The organism is candidate division WOR-3 bacterium (assembly GCA_039801905.1).
Lineage (GTDB): Bacteria > Hydrothermota > Tepidihabitantia > Tepidihabitantales > JBDRVQ01 > JBDRVQ01.
In genome coordinates this window covers 49,436-68,910 of the sequence record JBDRVQ010000003.1, presented here as the reverse complement: position 1 = coordinate 68,910, position 19,475 = coordinate 49,436, and the positions used below count along the sequence as shown (strand labels likewise).

Sequence of the window (19,475 nt, the reverse complement as noted above, 5' to 3'; positions counted from 1 at the left end):
CTTCCTTTAACCTTTCTAAGAGAATCAAATTCTTGGGTTTAAGATAGAAAGCCCTCTCCTGCCTCTCCAACCTTTTAAGAACTTCAATCTCTTCTTCTTTTAGAACCACTTTTAATTATAATTGACTTCTCATAAAAATCAAGACGGTAAGGAAAACTATAAAATTAAGTCCTTAAAAGAGAAGGGGTTAGATATAAAGAGGAGATTTAGTGTCAGGAATTGGGGGGTATTTCCGTTATGGGATAATTTAGGATTTAATAAAGGGTTTAATGGAGAGGATAGAAGATGGTTTAATAAAGGAGATAATTGGAAGTTTAATGAAGAGCCTAAATGATAGGTTAATAAAGGGCATAATCTTAAACCGGATCGGGGGTTTAATCGGGAGTGAAAATGGGAGCCTAATAGAAATCTAAAAACTATCTCGGATGAGATAAGGAAAGCAGAAGGGATAAAGATACTTTGGTAAGTTTTAGAACCGTTTGCCTATGGGAAAGGAATTCTCCCCACTTTTGTTTGACATTGAGTAAATATTTGCTATAATGTCTTAATGCGTCCTTTGGTCTTAGATTCCGAAAAAGATTTCCTTAAGGAGTTGGCAAGGGTTGGTTGCGACCCGAAGGCATTTCCTATCTTCCGAAAGAAAACGGAAATCATCCCCATAAAGGTGGAAGATCTTTCCTTACCTTCCGCTAATATCTTAAAGCAAACTGCCCTATCTTTGGGTGCCGACTGCGTCATCCACCAGGATGTGATTAGGGGAAAGAAAGAAACTTCTTCGGCGATTATCTTAGCCACCCCGCGCCAGTATGAAGCCTTTACTTTTAAGTTAAATTCCCAATATTCCTCCCTCAAAAAAATCTCAGAAGAAGTAAGAAAACTTTTAAGCACCCTCCAGAAAAGAGAATTTGTTTTAAGATTTTCCCGGAAAATTTATTATTTACAAAAGAGGGTTCACATTATGGGAATTTTAAATCTAACCCCAGACTCCTTCTATGACGGTGGGAGATACCTAAAACCGGAAGAGGCGTTGCGCCGGGCAGAAGTGATGGTGGAGGAGGGAGCAGATTTTCTTGATATCGGTGCCGAATCGACCCGCCCCGGTTCAGAACCAATCAGCGCCCGAGAGGAGATTGCCCGGCTGAAACCCATCCTCCCCCTCATTCGCAAAAGGGTAAAAATCCCTATCTCCTGCGATACCTATAAATCCGAGGTGGCAGATTTTGCCTTAAAGGAAGGTTGTGAGATAATTAACGACATCTCCGGCCTCCGGTTTGATAAAAAGATGGCAAGACTTTTAGCGGAAAAGGATGCCTATTGTATCTTGATGCATATTAAGGGCAGGCCGAAGACGATGCAGAAAAATCCCAAGTATGAAGACCTGATGGGAGAAATCTATGACTATTTCCGAAAGCGGCTCGCCTTTGCCCAAAGAGAGGGAATAAAGGAAGAGAGGATAATCATTGATCCAGGGATTGGCTTTGGCAAGAGATTAGAAGATAATTATGAGATAATTAGGAGATTAAAAGAATTGAAGGGTTTGGGGAGACCAATCTTACTCGGACCTTCCCGAAAGTCTTTTATCGGCTTTACCCTCAATCTGCCGGTAGAAGAAAGATTGGAAGGTTCTCTGAGTGCTTCGGTTTTGGCAGTAATCAACGGGGCACACATCCTACGTGTTCACGATGTTAAAGAGACGAAAAGGGCGGTAAGGATGGCGGAGGCGATAATTAATGCTTAGTTTTTTAAGGATCCGGGTCTGGGATATTTTGGATATCTTAGTGGTAAGTGCCCTCATCTTCTATTTCCTCACTTTCTTACGCGGCACCAGGGCGGGAAGGATGGTTTATGCCCTCCTTTTCATTTTTATCTTCTCATTTATCGTCCGCAGCCTTGAGATGCGCGCCTTGGGGATTATCATTGATTCTTTGAAGGCGGTCTGGGTTGTCGTCTTTGTCATCATCTTCCAGCCCGAGATCCGCAACGCCCTAAGCCGATTTGGGAGGTTAAAATTTCTCAAATTCCTTTTGAAGGAGGAGGTGAAGGGAGAAGTAGTAAAGGAGATAATTGAGGCGGTAGAGGGGATAAGGGAGAGAAAATTTGGGGCTCTAATTGTCTTAGAGCAGGAGATCGGCTTAAAGGAGTTTGTGGAGAGCGGCATAAAGTTGGAGACAAAAGTTTCCTCCCCCCTTTTAATCACCATCTTCACCCCCAACTCACCCCTTCATGACGGCGCCTGCATCATCGCGGGGGATACGATTTTAGCGGCTCGTTGCACCCTGCCTCTTTCCGATGCCCTCTCCGAATTGGGAATGCGCCACCGGGCAGGTTTAGGGATAACTGAAATTTCGGATGCCTTGGCGATTATCGTTTCCGAAGAGAGGCAAACCCTCTCTCTGGCTTATAAAGGGAAGATTTATTATAACTTAGAGCAAAGCGCTTTTATTTCCCAAATCAAAGACCTTCTTAAAAGAGAGGAAAAAGGTTGACTTTTAACTTATCTTTGTTAAGATAAGGGATGCGGGAAGAGAATCCGGTAAAAGAAGGGTTAGTTTCTCCCCAGAATATCTTTCAGAAAAGTTGGATGATAAAACTCATCTTCTTCCTGCTCACCACTTTAATTGTCCTCTCCGTCTTTTTATACTCCTTGGCACCCACCGCCTCCTTCTGGGATTGTGGAGAATTAATTGCTTGTAGTTATATCTTAGGAATTCCTCATCCCCCAGGCGCTCCCCTTTATATGAATTTGGGTCGCCTCTTTTCCCTCATCCCAATCAGCAAAGAGGTCGCCTATCGCTTAAACTTCTTCACCGCGCTGATGGGTGCCATCTCTTGTGGACTGGTTTATCTCTTGGTGGTAAAACTCTTAGAGATTGAGAAGAAGTCACTTTCCAAAACCCTTCTCCATTTCTCCGGGGTGATCGCTGGACTATTCTTAGGATTTGCCTATTCCTTCTGGGATAATTCAGTGGAGACAGAAGTCTATACCCCTTGCGTCATCATCGCCTTGGTTGTCCTCTACTTCGCTGTCCTCTGGCGGGAAAAGAAAGAAAGGGGAGAAACAGATAATCGCTTGGTCCTCTTTGCCATCTTTCTCCTCTTTTTAAGTGCGGGCATCCATTTCACACCGATGATGATCTTCCTCCCCCTTTTAATCTACGGTTTGGTTGTTGACCGGAAGGCGATCTTAGAATTACGCATCATTGAACTTTTGATACTTTATTTAGCATTTGTCCTCATCGCCGGCTTGGAACTGGTTGACTATTTTGTCCTCTTCTTAGCTTCACCGACAGTGGCGATGATTGATTTATTAAAAAATAAAGCGGGCTTCTTTTTCTTGCTCTGGCTTATTTATCTTCTCTATCTTTTCTATCTCTCTTCTAAGAAGCGTTTGGATGGCCGGTATGTCTTCTTAGGCCTACTCCTAATCTTTTTAGCCTCTACGGTTCAATTTTACTTGATGGTGAGGAGTGCCCGAGAACCAGCAATCAACGAAGTTGCCCCCACCCGCTGGCGGGAATTTGTTGGCGTCTTAAAAAGGGAGCAGTACGACCCAATGAAACTCTATCCCCGGAAGACCCAATTCTTAACCGAAGAAGACTATCGCAATTATCCCAACTCTACCCCTTATATCGGATTAATTCCTGCCTATTGGGAACAGATAAAATTCTATTTAAGGTATCTCTTCTGGCAGTGGGCGGGGGAGCAGAACTTTGACATTTTCTACCGGATTACCCCTTGGGCGATTTTCGGCCTCATTCCTATCTTTCTCGGTCTCCTCGGGATGTATAAACATTATAAGAACGAAAGGAAGTCATTCCTTTTAATCTTTCTCTGTTTTCTGGTTGCCTCCCTTGGTCTTTTAACCTATCTCAACTTAAAATATTCCCCTTCCGACCCGAGGGAGCACTTAAAATTTCGGGAGGTGCGCGAACGTGATTACTTTTATGCCTTCTCCTATGTCTTCTTTACTATCTTTATCGGTCTCGGGATTTACTATTTCCTGGCCGAGGTCTTCCAATTATGGGTTAAGAAATTAAAAATCCCTTTAAGGAATATCGCTTCTTATGGTATTTTAATAATTTTGGCTATTCTTCCTTTTCTTAGCGTTCTCTTTAATTATCCGAATGTCACCCGGCGCTACAATATGATTCCCGCAGAGTACGGTTATAATATGCTCATCTCCTGCGAAGGGGAGAGAGCGGTCCTTTTCACTAATGGTGATAATGATACCTTCCCCCTCTGGTTCGTTCAAGAAACCCCTTCGGATGTCAATAACTATAAAGCCCCCTTCAAACGTAATGTGGCGGTGGCTAACCTCTCTTTATTAAATACTACCTGGTATTGTAAGCAACTAAAAAAATGGGGAGCACCAATCTCTTTCTCCGAGAAAAAAATTGAAGATTTGCCGCAGGGGATTTATGGGAAAGATGGCAAGGTCTATCTCTTAAAGGATATAATTATTAGGGATTTACTGGCGACCAATGCCGGGATAAAACTTAATTGGCCTGATGACTATCTCCTCACACCCCACGAATTCCGGCAGAAGGTCTTAAAGAATTATAAAGAAGAGAAAGGGACAAAGATTTATTTTGCCTCAACCGTCTCCCGAGATAACCTTTATGATGTTGAGCCCTGGTTAAAAACTTATGGCTTAGTGCAATTAGTGGTTTCTGATTCCGGAGAGAACCAAATTGATCTGCCCAAAACCGAGAGCCTTCTCTATTCAGTCTATAAGATGAAGAGTATGCTTGATAAAAGGGTGATGAAAGATGAGAATACCCGGGGGCTTTTGATCAACTACGCGGCGAATTATTTAGCCTTAGCCCAAGAATATCAGAAGCGGGGGGAGATGGCTAAGGCGATAGAAGTGATGGAAAAGGCGGTCCAGTTTGACCTGGATAAACAGAGGAAATCGCTTTTATATTATAACCTCAGTTATTTTGCCCTTCTGGCACAGAAACCAGATTTGGCGATTGCCTATTTAGATTCCATTGAGAAATTGGGGGTAAAAGATTTTGAAATCCTTTTGCGCAAGGGGATTGCTATGCAATCCTTAGGGCAGATTGAGAAAGCAGAGAAGAGTTTTCAAGAAGCCTTAAAATTGGCTCCCAACCGACCAGAACCGGTCCAGGCATTATACACCCTTTATCTCCAGACCCTGGCCGATACCCCAAAGGCGAAAGAAGTCTTATCTAATTGGCTGCGACGCAACCCTTATGATACCGTGGCGAAGAATATGTTAAAGAGGTTGGGCGAATAAATGGTATTGACAAAGGAAAAATTATTAGTAAAATAAAATTATGAAGAATAAAAATAGTTTATCCTTTACAAAAAGGAGGTCTTTTCAAAAACCTAATAAAATACAGGAGGTAATATGTTAAAGAGCCGTCTATTTAGTATCTTTATTTTAATCGCTTTAATCGCTTTCTCTTTCGCCTTTGCCCAAGAGGAGAAATATCCCACGGGTAAAGGGAGCATGCTCCTTTCCGGTTCTCTCTCCTTCTATACCCAGGTGAGTCCGAGTGACGGCGCCACCGAGTTCACTCTCTCCCCATCTCTTTTATATTTCTTTATGGATAAACTGGGAGCGGGTCCAGATTTATCCTTTACCTATCACAGTGAGGGTGGCGAAAGTAACACCGCATTCGGCGCCGGTCTCAAACTCGGATACTTCTTGAGCAAACCGGAAAGCAAATTCACACCTTTTATTGCCGCTGGCTTCAAATATATCTCGCCTGGTGACGGTTCCTACTTCCAGATTAAGGGTGGACCTGGGGTTGGCCTCTCCTTGGGGACAAACGGTGTTTTTTCACTTCAAGCCGGCTATCAGATGGATATGATGGAAGGACAGACTGTAGGTAATATCTTCCTGGAAGGCGGACTTGGTATCTTCTTATTCTAAAAAGCAAACGAATAAAAAGGGACGGGGCGGAAATTTCCGCCCCGTTTTATTAAATGGAGGTAATATGTTAAGAAATCTTTTAATTGGAATTCTAACTTTTTTCTTTTTATCTACTGCCTGGGCGGTTGACTTAAAAGGCAAGATCGGTTTCGGTGCCGGTTGGTTAATACCTGCGCCCCAAGATGAATATGGTCTTGGGCTTGGTTTATTATCACCAAATGTAGTGACGACAAGGATTGGCCTATCATCCCGAATTGTGATTGAACCAAACTTCCAAATCCTTTCTGTCGCCAACGACGAGAAAGCCTCTGCTTTTATTTTAAGAGGACTCTTTGATTATGCCTTTTTAGAACACGAAAAGACAAATATCTCACCCAAAATTGGTTTCGAGTTTGCCACTTCTTCTGAAGGAGGCGCAACCCTCTTTTCGGGATTTGGTTTACCTTTAGGGATTGGTTTAGAACATTGGCTGAGTGAACACTTCTCAATTGATTTGACAACCATAAGTGGTATCTACTTCCAGACCGAACCCCACAAAGCCACTACCTTCACCTTGGGAAATACCGCTCTCACCGTTTGCCTTATCTGGTATTATTAACGAGATTCTACCAATCCCTTTATCACCTTCATATTCATTAAATCCAATTTGGTATCATCCCTTGGGGTCTCCATAATTCCCGGTAGGTGCTTTAATAAGGGATGATTGACAATCAACCGGAAACCTTCTAAACCAATCTTCCCCTTACCGATATGCCAGTGCCGATCAACCCTGGAGGCGTAATCGGTTTTTGAGTCGTTAAGGTGTAAGCAATAGAGTCTTTTCAAACCAATAATTTGATCAAACTCCCTTAGGGTATTATCTAACCCTTCTTTTGTTCTCAATTCGTATCCTGCTTCAAAGGCGTGGGCGGTATCCAAAACCACCCCAACCCGATTTTTCTCTTCTACTAACTCTATTATCTTTTGGATTTGCTCAAATTTATAACCAATTTCACTTCCCATCCCCGCAGTATTTTCTAAAAGTAGAATAACTTTATTTTTTACTTTCGCCAATGCTTCATTAATCCCCTCCGCCACCCGGCGGAGTCCTTCCTCTTCGGTTGCTCCCATTCTTTTCCCGACATGCATAATTAAGAAGGGAATGCCCATTATTTCACACCTTTCTAATTCCGCAATCAGGGAAACGACCGACTTTTGGAATAAGGTCTTCGCCTTAGTGGCTAAATTGGGCAAGTAAGGCATATGGACAAAGATGGGATAGATATCATTCTCCACCATATCTTTCTTAAAGATTTCTACTTCCTTTAAGTCCAATTTTGTATACCGCCAGCCCCTCGGATTTCGGGAAAAGATTTGGATTGTCTGACAGGATCTTTTTTGGGCTCTTTCCAAAACCTTGGAAAGACCACCTCCAATTGAAATATGAAAACCGAAACGCATAGGTAATCTTAAAAAGGAAAAATAATTTGTCAAATCTAATATTCACTTGGCTATAAGGAAGGGTTAGTTCGTGCCAATGGTTCAGAGTTTGATGCCTCTCAACCTGGGCTTATGAAAACACGAATGAGAGTTTTGCCTTTTTCCTTGCCTTCATTTTCACGGGAAATTATGACCGAGATACCTTTCCATCACCTAGACAATTACTCCTTCTTTTAGACCCTTTATTATTCCCTCAATTAGACCAGAGATTAAACCCCTAACTATACCCTAAATTAGAATTTCCTTTAGACTTTTAATTAGGCTTTCCATTTAACACTTAATTAGACCCGAGATTAGGCTTACCATTAAACCATTAATTAGAGCGAAGATTAGACTTAAAATTAAACCTTCAATTAGGCTAAAAGTTAGACCTTTTATTAAACCTCCGATACCATCCCCTATACTGCCCCCCATTTTCAAGCCCAAATCAAATAAGTTATTATAAATCAAGGACTTATAAGAAAAGACCGCCGTTAAAAAAGTTTAATGACATTCAACTTTTTGGTTAAGGAGAGATTAGTCTGGGCAAATTTTTATTCTTAAATTACTCACACTAAAAGCATTTGAACCTCTTTCCTCAAAATAGAATCTTACCGTACATAGAGGGAAATAATCCTTAAAAGAGGGTCTCAAATTTCATACTCCTCTTCGGTATCATACCGCCGATAACCAACATAAGACCGAACCATTTTCCAATGCCCACTTTTCCCAAGAGCCTATTAGGTTCTCTTTGGGTTTATCAAAATAACTCTCCACCGGAATTTGCTTTTTAATTATTGAGACATGCCATTATTCCCAGATGATTTTTAAGTAAGGATGAGGTATAAATTTCCTTTCATCCTTTTTCTTGACAGAAAAAAAGAATTGGTTAAAATAAAAGGTGGAGGAAAAATGAAGATATTAATTCTCTTTCTTTGTCTTTTTCTCTTTTGCGGTCCAAAAAAGACGGAAAGATTAGAAACTAAAAGAGAAGAGAAGACGGAGACTGAGGCGACGAAAAAAGTGGAGAGGAAAACATACCTCTTGATTGCGGTAAAGGATTTCGGAGAGATAAAGATTGAACTCTTCCCTCACATCGCCCCCAAAAACTGTGCCAATATTATCAAATTGGCGAAGGAAGGTTTCTATAATGGCTTGACTTTCCACCGCGTCGTTCCCGATTTTGTGATTCAGGGTGGCGACCCAAAAGGGGATGGGACCGGTGGTCCCGGTTACGAAGTGGAGGCAGAAATCAGCAATCTAAAACACAAAAGGGGAACAGTGGCAATGGCGCGCCGGGGGGATATGGTGAATCCGGAAAGGAAGTCAAGCGGGAGTCAGTTTTATATCTGCCTGAGGGATTTACCCTCTTTAGATAATGCCTATACCATTATCGGGCAGGTAGTGGAGGGAATGGAGAGTGTGGATAAAATCGCCCAAGTAGAGAGAGACCCTCGGGATAAACCGATAAAGCCGGTGGTGATGGAGAAGGTGACAGTGATTGAAGAGTAGATGATGATCTTGGGGATATTTTTAATTTTAATTGGTCTTTTCATCTGGCTGGAAAGGATCGGTTTTCCTCATTTCGCCTTAGCCAAAAATTGGCCCCTTCTCCTTATCATCTTTGGCTTCTGGATTTTGATTAAAGGGTTAAAAAAGAAGCGAAGGAAAGTTAAAATTGATTAAGGAAATCTTAAAAGGACCGGTCTGGTTGATGCAACCGATCCCTTATTTCGGTGAGAAATTAGAAGGGGAATGGCTTTTAGAACCAAAGGTTGATGGCTGGCGGCTGCAAGTGATTAAATACCAGGATGGTGAATTTGCCGCTTACGGTCGGCGGTTGGAGAAGAATCCGAACTGGACAAAAAGGTTAGATTTTTTAATCCCCGCTTCTTTTAATCTCCCCAAAGGGATAATCTTGGATTGCGAACTCTATTCTACGGGAGGGAGAAGATTCATCCCTTCCCTCTTTGCCCAAAAGAAGAAGGCAGAACCAGTAATCTTTGTCTTTGATATCATATTTTATGAAGGGGAATTTCTCGGTCAAGAAAAACTTACCAAACGGAAGGAGGTCCTCAAGAAGTTAAACCTCTCGCCTCCTTTCTACCTTTTAGAATCTATCCCTTTGCCAAAAGAAACTCTTTCGGTACCGGAAAAGATAGTAGAAATCCTCCCTTCTCCCTTTGCTTGGGAAGGGGTCCTCTTAAAAAACGCTAACTCTCCTTACTTCTTAGGTAAGGATGGGCCAATCGCCACTGAGAACTGGCGGAAGTTAAAATGGCGGTAGGACGCTTCCAGGTGATGGCTGTCCTGCAAGCGGCCCGGGCTTATTGCCTGGGAATGAAACTGGCAGAAGCGAAATCTTGGGGACTGAACCGAGCAATCTTCTACGCCGCGGCAAAAAGGGGATTTATTAAACCAAAACCCGGCCTCCCGAAAACACCAAAGTTGAAATTGCCTAAAGAAGTAAACTTGGAGGCAGTGAAAAAGTCTTACGGTGTCTATACTCTGGGAGACGAGATGGCTTACGCGGTAGAGGTGAAAGGGGAAAAACTTTTCACGATCGGTGACGCCGTCCAAACCCCCGAAGACTTTGCCCGCCAGGTGGAAAGTCGGTTCGGGAGGAATTTTTCAAAGGCTTGGGCGGAGGCGGTAGCGATCTGTCGGGGATACGATAAAGGGGTATTACTCTCCCAACGCTATTTCTACGAAACGGTCTATAAACCGCGCCGGGACGAGTTGGCAAGAAAGTGGTCAGAACTGTAATACCTACCATCTTTTTAATCCTTCTGAGCACCTTGGTTGTCAGTCTACTATCCTTGGTGGGCATCTTTTTTATCCTCCTAAAGGAAAGGACTTTAACCTCCCTCCTCTCCCACCTTATCGCCTTTGCCGGAGGTATTCTCTTCTCCGTCTCCTTCCTCCATCTCTTACCGGAGGCGATAGAAGAGATAAGTCCTTTTACCGCTTTCTTCTTCTTCATCTTAGGTTTTTTAGCCTTCTATCTCCTGGAACGTTTTCTCCTCTGGCACCATTGCCACAAAAGAGAATGCCCCACCCATCCTTTAACCTATCTCAATCTTTATGGTGACGGTTTGCATAACTTTATTGACGGCATAATTATCGCTGGTGGTTACCTCTCCGGCCTCGTCTCCGGCATCATTGTTACTCTCGCTACCATTGCCCACGAATTACCCCAAGAGATTGGCGACTTTTCCCTTCTCCTTTACGGAGGATTCTCAAAAAGGAAGGCTTTAACCTACAATTTCCTCTCCGCCTGCACCGCCCTCCTTGGCGCCTTCCTCGGGTTCTTTCTCTTCTCCCAACTCAACTCCTTACTTCCTTACCTTTTGGCGACCGCGGCCGGTAATTTTACCTACATCGCTACCTCCGATATCATCCCGGAACTGCACAAAGAAGAGAACCGGAAGAAATCATTTGTCTCTTTTTTGTTCTTCCTCTTCGGTCTCTCTTTGATTCTTCTCCTCCAAAAGACAATCCTTGGGACTCATTAGCCGAAAGATAATTTTCCTCATTTCTCTTTTCCTTTTAATCTTCTTGCTCCTCTATCTCTCTTTCCGCGGGACACAAAAAATTGAACTTTCCGCTCTCCTCTCCATCCGCGAGAGGGTTCGCCAATTCCCCATTCTCTCTCCCTTCCTCTTTTTTCTCAGCCAAATTTTACAAATTCTCTTCCCCATCATTCCGGGTAATGTATTGAATTTCGCTGGCGGTTATATCTTTGGGGTGGGAATGGGTAGTCTCTTCTCCATACTCGGTGTTCTATCCGGTTCCCTAATCGCCTTCCTTTTGAGCCGACACTTGGGGAGAAAGGTCCTGAAATTCTTTATCAGAGGAGAGAGATTAAAAAGGTTTGATCAAAAAATAAAAGAGTTCGGACCTTTTCTCTTTTTTCTCCTCTTTTTAATCCCCAATCCGCTCGGCGACCTTCTCTATTATCTCTACGGTTTAACCGACCTTCCTTTTTCCTTTTTTCTACCGGCTGTTTTGATTGCTCGTTCGCCCGGAATAATCTTTTCCTCCTATTTGGGAGCAAAAGCCCTCTCTTTCACAGTTTGGGAGTGGCTCGTTTTTGGTTGCCTCCTCTTCCTACTCGTTGCCCTCTTCTATCTTTTCCAAGATAAGATTCTTCTCTTAATTTATCGGAAGGTGGCTAATCAGAAATAATTTTGACAAAAACTTCCCGCCGTCTCGGACCATCAAACTCACAGAAAAAAATTCCCTGCCAGGTGCCAAATAAGATTTGGCCATTTTCAAAGAAGACCACTTGACTAGCCCCAATAAGAGCGGATTTGATATGGGCATCCGCATTACCTTCGGTATGGGCATAATGACCACTTTTTGGGAAGAGCCGGGATAAGTTATCGGTAATATCCCGAACCACACTCGGGTCGTAATTCTCATTTAGGGTAATAGCCGCTGTTGTATGGGGCACAAAAATAATTGCCGTGCCGCTTTTAACGTTGCTCTTTTTAATTACCTCACTCACCTTATCGGTAATGTCTAAAAGTTCGTTTCGGTGGTGAGTTTGGATCTCAATCCGGTAAATCATCTGTTTAAGAAATGATTAATACTTAAATCTTTAATTTCGTAGGAGAGGAGTTGGAAATAAGGTTCCCTTTCCATCATTTGGATGATCCTCTCTAAATTCTTTCTTAAAACATTCTGAGAGGTATTCATAGTTAAAATTAAGAGGGAAGACCTCTGCCAAAGATTTTCTCCCCCCACCTCACCAATCGCCACATTAAAATTATTCTTTATCCTTTGGGAAAGACGCATAAGATAGCGTCGCTTCTCCTTGAGGGAGTGGCCATTACCTAAAAGGCAGTCAATCAAAAGCATCCCGATGAACATAATTACCTATTCTCTGGTCCTAATTTCTCCTCGCGGTAAACTTCTAAGATATCATCCTCCAAAATGTCATCCACATCCTTAATTAAAATACCACACTCCTGTCCAGCCTCCACTACTGAGACATCTTCCTTAAAGTGTTTTAGGGAAGCGATCTCCCCCTTAAAAATCTCCTTCCCTCCCCGGAAGAGGCGTACCAGAGCACCTTTCTCCACCTTCCCTTCTTCCACTAGGCAACCAGCCACCAGGCCAACTTTTGGGATGTTAAATAGTTTTTTCACCCTTGCCTTACCGAGAAGAACCTCTTTCGTCTCTGGTTCTAAAAGTCCAAGCATCGCCGCTCGGACATCGTCAATTGCGGCATGGATCACCTCATAAGTCCTGATTTCAATCCCCTGCTGCTCGGCATAGATTCGGGCTTCCGGAAGAGGTTCTGTATTGTAACCGATGATAATCGCCTCCGAGGCTTCGGCTAAGAGGACATCCGACTTTGTTATCGGACCCGCAGAAGAATGGATAATTTTCACCCGGACATCCTTCAAGGAGAGATTTTCTAAGGCATCCCGCAACGCCTCCACCGGTCCTGAGGCACCACCCTTTAAGATTAAAGGTAACTCCTTCACCTCCCCGGTCTTTATCTTATCCTGGATTAACTCTAAGGTGAGCCGTCTCTGGAGTTTTAAGAGAGAATCCCTTTTTGCCAGAGCCTTCTTTTGGGCAATCTCCCTCGCCTGCCATTCATCTTTCACTACTAAGAAACGTTCCCCGCCCTTCGGTTCTCCAGGAAATCCTAAAATTTGGATCGGTAGACCCGGTGTTACCTCCGGCACCTTCTCAAAGTTTTCGGTTAGAAGTTCCCGTACCCGGCCGTAAAGTTCACCACAGACGAAGAAGTCTCCCTTCTTTAAGGTTCCTTCTTGAATTAGAACCGTTGCCACCCAGCCCCTCCCCTTTTCTAACCGGCTATCCAGCACCACCCCTCGGGCTTCGGTATCGTAAACCGCAGAAAGGTTTAAGGAATCGGCTACCAAATTGATTGCCGCTAATAGGTCATCAATCCCTTGACCAGTGTAAGCGGAAGTCTCAACACAAATTGTATCTCCTCCGTAACCTTCCACCCTTACCCCGTATTCTGCCAACTGGCTCTTTACCCAGTGGGGATTGGCTTGCGGTTTATCAATTTTGGTTATCGCACAGATAATCGGCACCCGCGCAGCCCGGGCGTGGTCAATCGCCTCTTTGGTTTGTGGCATCACCCCTTCATCCGCCGCCACCACAAGAACCGCAATGTCTGTAACCTGAACTCCCCGAGCGCGCATCGCCGTGAATGCCTCATGACCCGGCGTGTCTAAAAAGGTGATCTTCCCTTCTCGGAAATTGACCACGTAGGCACCAACATTCTGGGTAATCCTCCCCGCTTCTTTTTCCGCCACCTTAGTCTTTTTAATATAGTCTAAGAGGGTAGTCTTACCGTGGTCCACATGGCCAATTACTACCACCACCGGCGGTCTTCTCCTCTTTTCCCCAACCGGCGGCGGCAAGACCTCTTCCACTTCCTCCACTTCCACATCAATCCCAAATTCCTCCGCCAGATAAAGGGCGGTATCTAAATCTAAACGCTGATTAATTGTGACCACAATCCCCGCCTCTAAACATTTTTTAATTATCTCCGAGGGTAATTTTTCAAAGGCAGCAGCCAATTCTGATACCGTCATATAATTAGTTATTTTAATGACCTTCTTCCCCTGCCTCTCCTCCTCTCTCCTCTCCCGGCGCTTTTTCTTTACCGTCTCTCCCCTTTCCGAAAAGACTAAAGTCTTCCGCACTCTCTCTTGAACAACCTTCTCATCTAAAACCTTTTGTTGATTAAAAGGTTTCCTCCCCCCTTTGAAACGGAGAGCCTCCTTTGCCTTCTCCTTTTCTTCCCGAATCTTCTCCTTTAATTTTCGGTACTCTTCAAAATTGAGATAGGCGCTATATCCCCGGTCAGGGAAGCCCATCTCCCTCAACATCGCCACTAAGGCTTTACAGGAGAGGGAAAGTTTTTTTGCCGCATCTCTTACCCTAATCCCAGCCATACTATTCAGAACCTACTTCTTCCGCCAATCTTTCCCTCACTTCTTTTCTCAGGGCTTCCAACGATTCTACCTCCAAACCCGTCCTCTGAGCCAAATCTTCCACGAGTGGTGAGAGTAAATCAAAGGCAGTTAGGACTTGCACCTCTAAAAGCCGGTCTAAGATATTTTTCGGGATGGGAAATTCCCGAAGGGGAAACTTTTTCGCCTTTTCCATAATGAGCCGATTCTTATAATCCGATTCTCGGATCACGGTAATCTTTGCCCCAACCAATTTACTAGCGAGATGAACATTCTGCCCGGATTTACCGATGGCGATTGGAAAGTCTTTGTCGGAACAGATGACCGTCCAAGAGTCCTCCTCCTTAAACACATCTATCACCTTAGCCGGTCCTAAAGCCCGGCTGATAAAGATCTTAGGGTCACGCGACCAGTGGATGATGTCAACCTTTTCCCCCGAGAGTTCCTTAACGATATTTTCTATCCTCTGCCGGCGAAAACCGACACAGGCACCAACCGGATCAATCTTATCATCCGTAGATACAACCGCCACCTTTGCCCGCCCGTCACCCCGGACAATCCCTTGAATCTTAACTACCCCGCTTTTAATCTCCGGCACCTCTTTCTCTAAGAGCCGACGTAAAAAGTCCGGATGACTTCTTGACAAATAAATCTTTGGGCCCACCGGGGTCTTCTCCACTTTGTAGACATAAGCCTTTATCGGTTGCCCCTGCCGATAACTATCGTTTTTTAGTTGGTCTTTAGGTAGAAGGATCCCCTCCACCACCCCCAAATTGACGATGATCTCCTTCTCCGTTATCTTATGAATCGTCCCGGTTACGATCTTTTTCAGTTTATCTTGATATTCCTTAAATAATTTTACCTTCTCCGCCTCCCGAAGGCGTCGGGTCAATTCGTCATTCGCCCACATCACTACGGAACGGCTAATTTCGGAAGTGGGCAACTCCACTTTTACCATCTCACCCAACTTCGCTTCGGGGAAAATTTTCTGGGCTTCTTCTAAAGAGATTTCGGTAAAAGGGTCAGAAACGGTCTCGGTGACAACTTTTCTTAAAAAGATTCTCATCTCCCCAGTCTCGGGATTAATCTCCACCTCCGGCTCCACCTTCTCTCCAAATTTTCTCCTCAACCCAGAGATGAGCGCCGAACGGAGGGTTTCCACCACGTAAACAATATCCACATTCCTTACCCGAGCTAATTGAGCTAACATAGTGGCAATTTCCTTACTCATCTTCTCTCCCCTGGAATAACTCCTTTGAGGAAACCTTTAATTGGGCAGTCTTAATATCCGAGTATTTTATCTCCAATTTCCGATTCCTCTCGTCCAATACCCCAATCTTCTCCTCATCCGCCGTCAGCAGTTCACCAACCAGGAACTCTGTCTTCCCTTCCCGGGAGAAGATAATCTGGACCCGTCTCCCTAAAACCGCCTTAAAATGCCACGGCTCCTTCAATTTTCTCTCCACGCCCGGGGAGGAGACTTCCAAGGTATAAGGATGGTCAATTAAGTCTAAAAGGTCCAATCTTAAAGAGAGGGCTTCGGAGAAGCGGGCACAGGTCTCGATCGTCACGGTATCCTTTTTATCTAAAGTATCAATATAGACCCTTAATGTCTTCATATCGTACTCTAAATCGTAAAGCAAGAGCCCAAAGGTTTGACAGACTTCATCAATTATCTCTTTAATCTTCTCATTTAGCATAGAATCTATATAGGATATTATAATCGGAGAAAAGATAAAGTCAAGTTCGCATTTTCAGCAGACGGGATCAAACTGATTAGTGACCCAAACATTAACAATAATCACCCAAGGAGAAGAAAAAAATGTTTTAAGTTTCTCATTTTCAATAACTTAAAGCAATTTAACAGATTAAAACAATCTTTTTAAGATTTGGAGTTTAGTTTGAAAAATAACTTACCAATTAGACCGATCAAAACTCCGATACTGTATCGCCTCCGCAATGTGAATTGGTTTTATCTCTTCCTCCTCCGCCAAATCGGCAATCGTCCGGGCAACTTTTAAGATCCGGTCGTATGCCCGGGCGGAAAGGCCAAACTTCTCAATGGCGTTCCTTAATAGATTCTCCGATTCCCTGCCCACTGGGCAGAAACGTCTTATCTCGTTTGTCTCCATCTGGGAATTGGCAAAAATTCTTTTCTTCCTTCTTAGCTTTTGAAACCGCTCAACCTGTCTCTTCCTGGCTTTAATCACCCTTTCCCGAATGGAGGCGGAAGACTCTCCGGATTCCTTTTTCACAATCTCTTCAAACTTCAAGGAAGGAACCTGGATATGGATATCAAATCGGTCTAAAAGAGGACCGGAAATCTTTTTGCGATAGCGGGCGATCTGATAAGGGGTGCAGGTGCATTCCCGCAGCGGGTCAGAAAAATAACCACAGGGACAGGGATTCATAGAAGCCAAGAGGAGAAAACGGGCCGGATAGGTGATGCTCATCTTCGCTCGGCCGATGACTACGAAACCATCCTCTAAGGGTTGCCTCAAAGACTCTAAGACATCCCGGTGGAACTCCGGCAATTCGTCTAAAAAGAGCACCCCGTTATGGGCTAATGATACCTCCCCCGGTTTAGGAAAGACACCACCGCCAATCATTCCCGCCTCAGAAGAGGTATGATGGGGAGAGCGGAAGGGTCGGGTAGCAACAATCGCCTGACCCGGTTCTAAACTGCCATGAACCGAATAGATCTTTGTCGTCTCCAATGCCTCTTCCCATTCCAAAGGAGGCAAGATGGTTGGCATCCTCCGGGCGAGCATCGTCTTTCCGGTCCCGGGTGGTCCTAACATCAAAACATTATGACCACCTGCCGCGGCTATCTCCAACGCCCTCTTCGCATGCTCTTGCCCTTTCACATCGGAAAAGTCAACATAATAATCCTGCGCCTCCTCAAAAATCTTTTCTTTCTCAACCCTAATTGGTTCCATCGTCTCCTCTCCATTTAAGAAAAGAACAACCTGCTGCAAATTCTCCGCAGGAAATACTGGAAGGTTTGTAGCTAATGCCGCTTCTCGGGCATTATCCTTAGGCAGGATAAAACCTTGAAATTCCTTCTCCCGGCAGAGAGTGGCAAGACAGATTGCGCCCCGGATTGGTCGGAGCCGACCATCTAGAGCCAATTCCCCCGCCAAAAGAAAATTGGAAAGGGAAGTTCCTCGGATGATATTAAAGGCGGAGAGGATACCACAGGCGATTGGTAAGTCAAAAGAAGCCCCTTCTTTTTTAATGTCCGCGGGCGCTAAATTGACCGTAATTTTCCTTAAAGGGAAAGGGAAACCCGAATTCCGAATGGCGGTCGTTACCCGATGTTGGGATTCCTTCACCGCGGGATCTGGGAGACCAACGATGGTAAAGGAAGGAATGCCCATCGCCAGATCGGTCTCCACCTCCACTTGGTAGGCATCAATCCCCAAAATCCCAGCAGAAAAAACCTTAGAAAGCATCGGTAATCAACTCTATCTTTTTCCCACTAATCGCCAAGAAGTCAAATCTTATCTCCCTATTAAAAATCCCTTTTTCCGAAAGGAAAATCTCCGCTGTCTTCTTAATCTTTTCTATCTTTCTCTGGTCAATACTCTCAATTGGTGTTCCAAACTTACCCCCTCTTTTCTGCCTTACCTCTACAAAGACGAGCGTCTCCCCTTCTTCACAGATTAAGTCAATCTCGCCGCAGCGCGTTCGGTAATTTTGGAAAAGGATTTTGTATCCCCTATCTTCCAAAAACTTCTTTGCCCTCTCCTCCCCCTTCTTTCCCTCTCCTCTTTTGGAAAGCGCCTTCCGGAAAAAGAAGGGAATCTTCATCTCCGCATCGCCTCCCTCACCGGAGCAAAGGTTAAGCGGTGAATGGGCGATGGTCCGTAGCGTTTGAGCATCTCTTTATGCTTCTTGGTTGGGTATCCTTTATGGCGAGCAAATTGGTATTCCGGATAGACTTTATCGTAGCGCTCCATTATTCTATCCCTTTCTACTTTAGCGATGATACTGGCACAGGCACAAGGGAGGACATTCTCATCCGCCTTGGGGAAAGGGAAAATTGGCAAATCCATCTTGGGGCAGGAATCACCATCCACAATCACCAAATCGGGTCTTATTTTAAGTTTTGAGAGCGCTCTTTTCATCGCCAAAAGGGTTGCCTCTCTGATATTCAGTCGGTCAATTAACTTCTCACTCACCTTACCGATCCCAATTGCTAAGGCATTCTTTTTAATGATGGGATAAAGTCGCGCCCGCTCTCGGGCGGAGAGTTTTTTAGAATCTTTCACCCCTCTTATTCTTGCCTTCGGCTTTAAGATCAAGGCGCAGGCAACCACCGGACCCGCCAGCGGTCCTCTCCCGACTTCATCAACCCCGGCCAGCAATTTACCCTTCTTTCTTTTCACCTTCTCCCTTAACTTCTGCGGGCTGGGAAAGAACGACCTCTTCGCTTTTTATCTTTCCCGCCTTTCCCTTCTTCTCTCGTAAGTAATAGAGCTTTGCCCGTCGCACCTTTCCTCTTTTCTTCACCTCCACTTTCAAAAGAAGGGGGGAGGAAAGGAAAAAGATCCTCTCAATCCCAATCCCTCGGGAGACCCGCCGCACAGTAAAGGTCTTAGATTCACCTTCCCCTTTAATCTTTAAAACAACTCCTTCAAAGACTTGCGTCCTTTCCCTGACCTCCTCCTTCCCCTTTTCCTTATCTCTTTCTATTTCTCGGTATTTCGTATGAACGCGCACAATATCGCCCGGCTTAAAATTAAGTTTCATTTCTCCTCCAAATACCACCGGCTGAGACCGGCTTCTTTAAGTTTTTTATTTTAGCAAAAATTTTTTATAAGTAAAGAGATTATCTTCTAATGGGCTGCCAAAAGTCTTAGCAAACTCTTGCGGTCTTTTTAAAGAAAATAAAAACTTTTAATTTTGACGGTAGGTCTTCCGCAAGGTAATTGGGAATTTAAGATGAAAGGAGAAGGGAAGGAATTTTCGGAAGGTTTTCCCTCTCTTTTTCCCAATTTTCTCTTCTCCCTTCTCCCATCCCCTTTTTCGGAGTCAGTGGTGAACTTCCTTTGGGGATATTCCCTATCCGGAATTTTCCCTTTTTAACCCTTCCCAAAGGCTCTCGGGCAGACGGTCGGGGGGATAACCTCCAAAAACCCGTA

General features: G+C 44.3%; 22 protein-coding genes. 12 read left to right on the top strand and 10 right to left on the bottom strand.

The window, feature by feature from the left end:
* Window positions 1–547 precede the first annotated feature (547 nt).
* From folP to ABIL00_01335, 5 genes are all read left to right on the top strand, one after another.
* Window positions 548–1,738 (top strand): dihydropteroate synthase, encoded by a 1,191-nt coding sequence (gene folP, locus ABIL00_01355; GenBank protein ID MEO0109414.1) that lies wholly within the window; start codon window positions 548–550, stop codon window positions 1,736–1,738.
* The gene (gene cdaA / locus ABIL00_01350; protein MEO0109413.1) at window positions 1,731–2,486 is read left to right on the top strand and encodes a diadenylate cyclase CdaA; all 756 of its coding nucleotides are present in this window, start codon (window positions 1,731–1,733) and stop codon (window positions 2,484–2,486) included. Before folP ends, cdaA begins: the two co-directional genes overlap by 8 nt.
* 29 nt (window positions 2,487–2,515) lie before the next feature.
* Entirely contained in the window at window positions 2,516–5,260 is a 2,745-nt protein-coding gene (locus ABIL00_01345) for a DUF2723 domain-containing protein (GenBank protein MEO0109412.1), read from the top strand.
* Window positions 5,261–5,374: 114 nt separating this feature from the next.
* The gene (locus ABIL00_01340) at window positions 5,375–5,902 is read left to right on the top strand and encodes a hypothetical protein (GenBank protein MEO0109411.1); all 528 of its coding nucleotides are present in this window, start codon (window positions 5,375–5,377) and stop codon (window positions 5,900–5,902) included.
* A 64-nt stretch (window positions 5,903–5,966) separates the two neighbouring features.
* A complete protein-coding gene (locus ABIL00_01335; protein MEO0109410.1) occupies window positions 5,967–6,500 on the top strand; it encodes a DUF2715 domain-containing protein in 534 nt (177 codons plus the stop codon).
* Here ABIL00_01335 and ABIL00_01330 read toward each other — a convergent pair.
* Entirely contained in the window at window positions 6,497–7,342 is an 846-nt protein-coding gene (locus tag ABIL00_01330; GenBank protein ID MEO0109409.1) for a deoxyribonuclease IV, read from the bottom strand. The genes ABIL00_01335 and ABIL00_01330 overlap by 4 nt on opposite strands.
* 930 nt (window positions 7,343–8,272) lie before the next feature.
* On the opposite strand from ABIL00_01330, the gene ABIL00_01325 reads away from it, so the two are divergent.
* The 6 genes from ABIL00_01325 to ABIL00_01300 are packed head-to-tail and all read left to right on the top strand — an operon-like array spanning window position 8,273 to window position 11,548.
* On the top strand, window positions 8,273–8,872 hold the full coding sequence (locus tag ABIL00_01325) for a peptidylprolyl isomerase (GenBank protein ID MEO0109408.1): 600 nt from the start codon (window positions 8,273–8,275) through the stop codon (window positions 8,870–8,872).
* Window positions 8,873–9,046, top strand: a complete 174-nt coding sequence (locus ABIL00_01320) for a DUF5668 domain-containing protein (protein MEO0109407.1) — start codon at window positions 8,873–8,875, stop codon at window positions 9,044–9,046.
* Complete coding sequence (locus tag ABIL00_01315) at window positions 9,039–9,647, top strand: hypothetical protein (GenBank protein MEO0109406.1); 609 nt, start codon at window positions 9,039–9,041, stop codon at window positions 9,645–9,647. The genes ABIL00_01320 and ABIL00_01315 overlap by 8 nt, the downstream gene beginning before the upstream one ends.
* Window positions 9,638–10,126 carry a hypothetical protein gene (locus tag ABIL00_01310; GenBank protein MEO0109405.1) on the top strand — a complete coding sequence of 163 codons (489 nt, stop codon included), beginning with the start codon at window positions 9,638–9,640 and terminating at the stop codon, window positions 10,124–10,126. The genes ABIL00_01315 and ABIL00_01310 overlap by 10 nt, the downstream gene beginning before the upstream one ends.
* The gene (locus tag ABIL00_01305; protein MEO0109404.1) at window positions 10,111–10,875 is read left to right on the top strand and encodes a ZIP family metal transporter; all 765 of its coding nucleotides are present in this window, start codon (window positions 10,111–10,113) and stop codon (window positions 10,873–10,875) included. The genes ABIL00_01310 and ABIL00_01305 overlap by 16 nt, the downstream gene beginning before the upstream one ends.
* A complete protein-coding gene (locus tag ABIL00_01300) occupies window positions 10,862–11,548 on the top strand; it encodes a VTT domain-containing protein (GenBank protein ID MEO0109403.1) in 687 nt (228 codons plus the stop codon). Before ABIL00_01305 ends, ABIL00_01300 begins: the two co-directional genes overlap by 14 nt.
* Here ABIL00_01300 and ABIL00_01295 read toward each other — a convergent pair.
* The 9 genes from ABIL00_01295 to rplS all read right to left on the bottom strand — a co-directional run bounded on the left by ABIL00_01295 (window position 11,535) and on the right by rplS (window position 19,083).
* On the bottom strand, window positions 11,535–11,933 hold the full coding sequence (locus tag ABIL00_01295; protein MEO0109402.1) for a secondary thiamine-phosphate synthase enzyme YjbQ: 399 nt from the start codon (window positions 11,931–11,933) through the stop codon (window positions 11,535–11,537). The genes ABIL00_01300 and ABIL00_01295 overlap by 14 nt on opposite strands.
* Entirely contained in the window at window positions 11,930–12,235 is a 306-nt protein-coding gene (locus ABIL00_01290; protein MEO0109401.1) for a DUF503 domain-containing protein, read from the bottom strand. Before ABIL00_01290 ends, ABIL00_01295 begins: the two co-directional genes overlap by 4 nt.
* Window positions 12,236–12,237: 2 nt before the next feature.
* Window positions 12,238–14,310, bottom strand: a complete 2,073-nt coding sequence (gene infB / locus ABIL00_01285; GenBank protein MEO0109400.1) for a translation initiation factor IF-2 — start codon at window positions 14,308–14,310, stop codon at window positions 12,238–12,240.
* 1 nt (window position 14,311) lies between these two features.
* On the bottom strand, window positions 14,312–15,559 hold the full coding sequence (gene nusA, locus ABIL00_01280) for a transcription termination factor NusA (protein ID MEO0109399.1): 1,248 nt from the start codon (window positions 15,557–15,559) through the stop codon (window positions 14,312–14,314).
* On the bottom strand, window positions 15,552–16,028 hold the full coding sequence (locus ABIL00_01275; GenBank protein ID MEO0109398.1) for a ribosome maturation factor RimP: 477 nt from the start codon (window positions 16,026–16,028) through the stop codon (window positions 15,552–15,554). Before ABIL00_01275 ends, nusA begins: the two co-directional genes overlap by 8 nt.
* A gap of 213 nt (window positions 16,029–16,241) precedes the next feature.
* A complete protein-coding gene (locus tag ABIL00_01270) occupies window positions 16,242–17,783 on the bottom strand; it encodes a YifB family Mg chelatase-like AAA ATPase (protein MEO0109397.1) in 1,542 nt (513 codons plus the stop codon).
* The gene (locus tag ABIL00_01265) at window positions 17,773–18,141 is read right to left on the bottom strand and encodes a YraN family protein (protein ID MEO0109396.1); all 369 of its coding nucleotides are present in this window, start codon (window positions 18,139–18,141) and stop codon (window positions 17,773–17,775) included. Before ABIL00_01265 ends, ABIL00_01270 begins: the two co-directional genes overlap by 11 nt.
* Window positions 18,138–18,719, bottom strand: a complete 582-nt coding sequence (locus ABIL00_01260; protein MEO0109395.1) for a ribonuclease HII — start codon at window positions 18,717–18,719, stop codon at window positions 18,138–18,140. The genes ABIL00_01265 and ABIL00_01260 overlap by 4 nt, the downstream gene beginning before the upstream one ends.
* On the bottom strand, window positions 18,700–19,083 hold the full coding sequence (gene rplS / locus ABIL00_01255) for a 50S ribosomal protein L19 (GenBank protein MEO0109394.1): 384 nt from the start codon (window positions 19,081–19,083) through the stop codon (window positions 18,700–18,702). Before rplS ends, ABIL00_01260 begins: the two co-directional genes overlap by 20 nt.
* 192 nt (window positions 19,084–19,275) lie before the next feature.
* Here rplS and ABIL00_01250 point away from each other — a divergent pair, with 192 nt between their 5' ends.
* Entirely contained in the window at window positions 19,276–19,419 is a 144-nt protein-coding gene (locus ABIL00_01250; protein MEO0109393.1) for a hypothetical protein, read from the top strand.
* The last annotated feature ends 56 nt before the right edge of the window (window positions 19,420–19,475 follow it).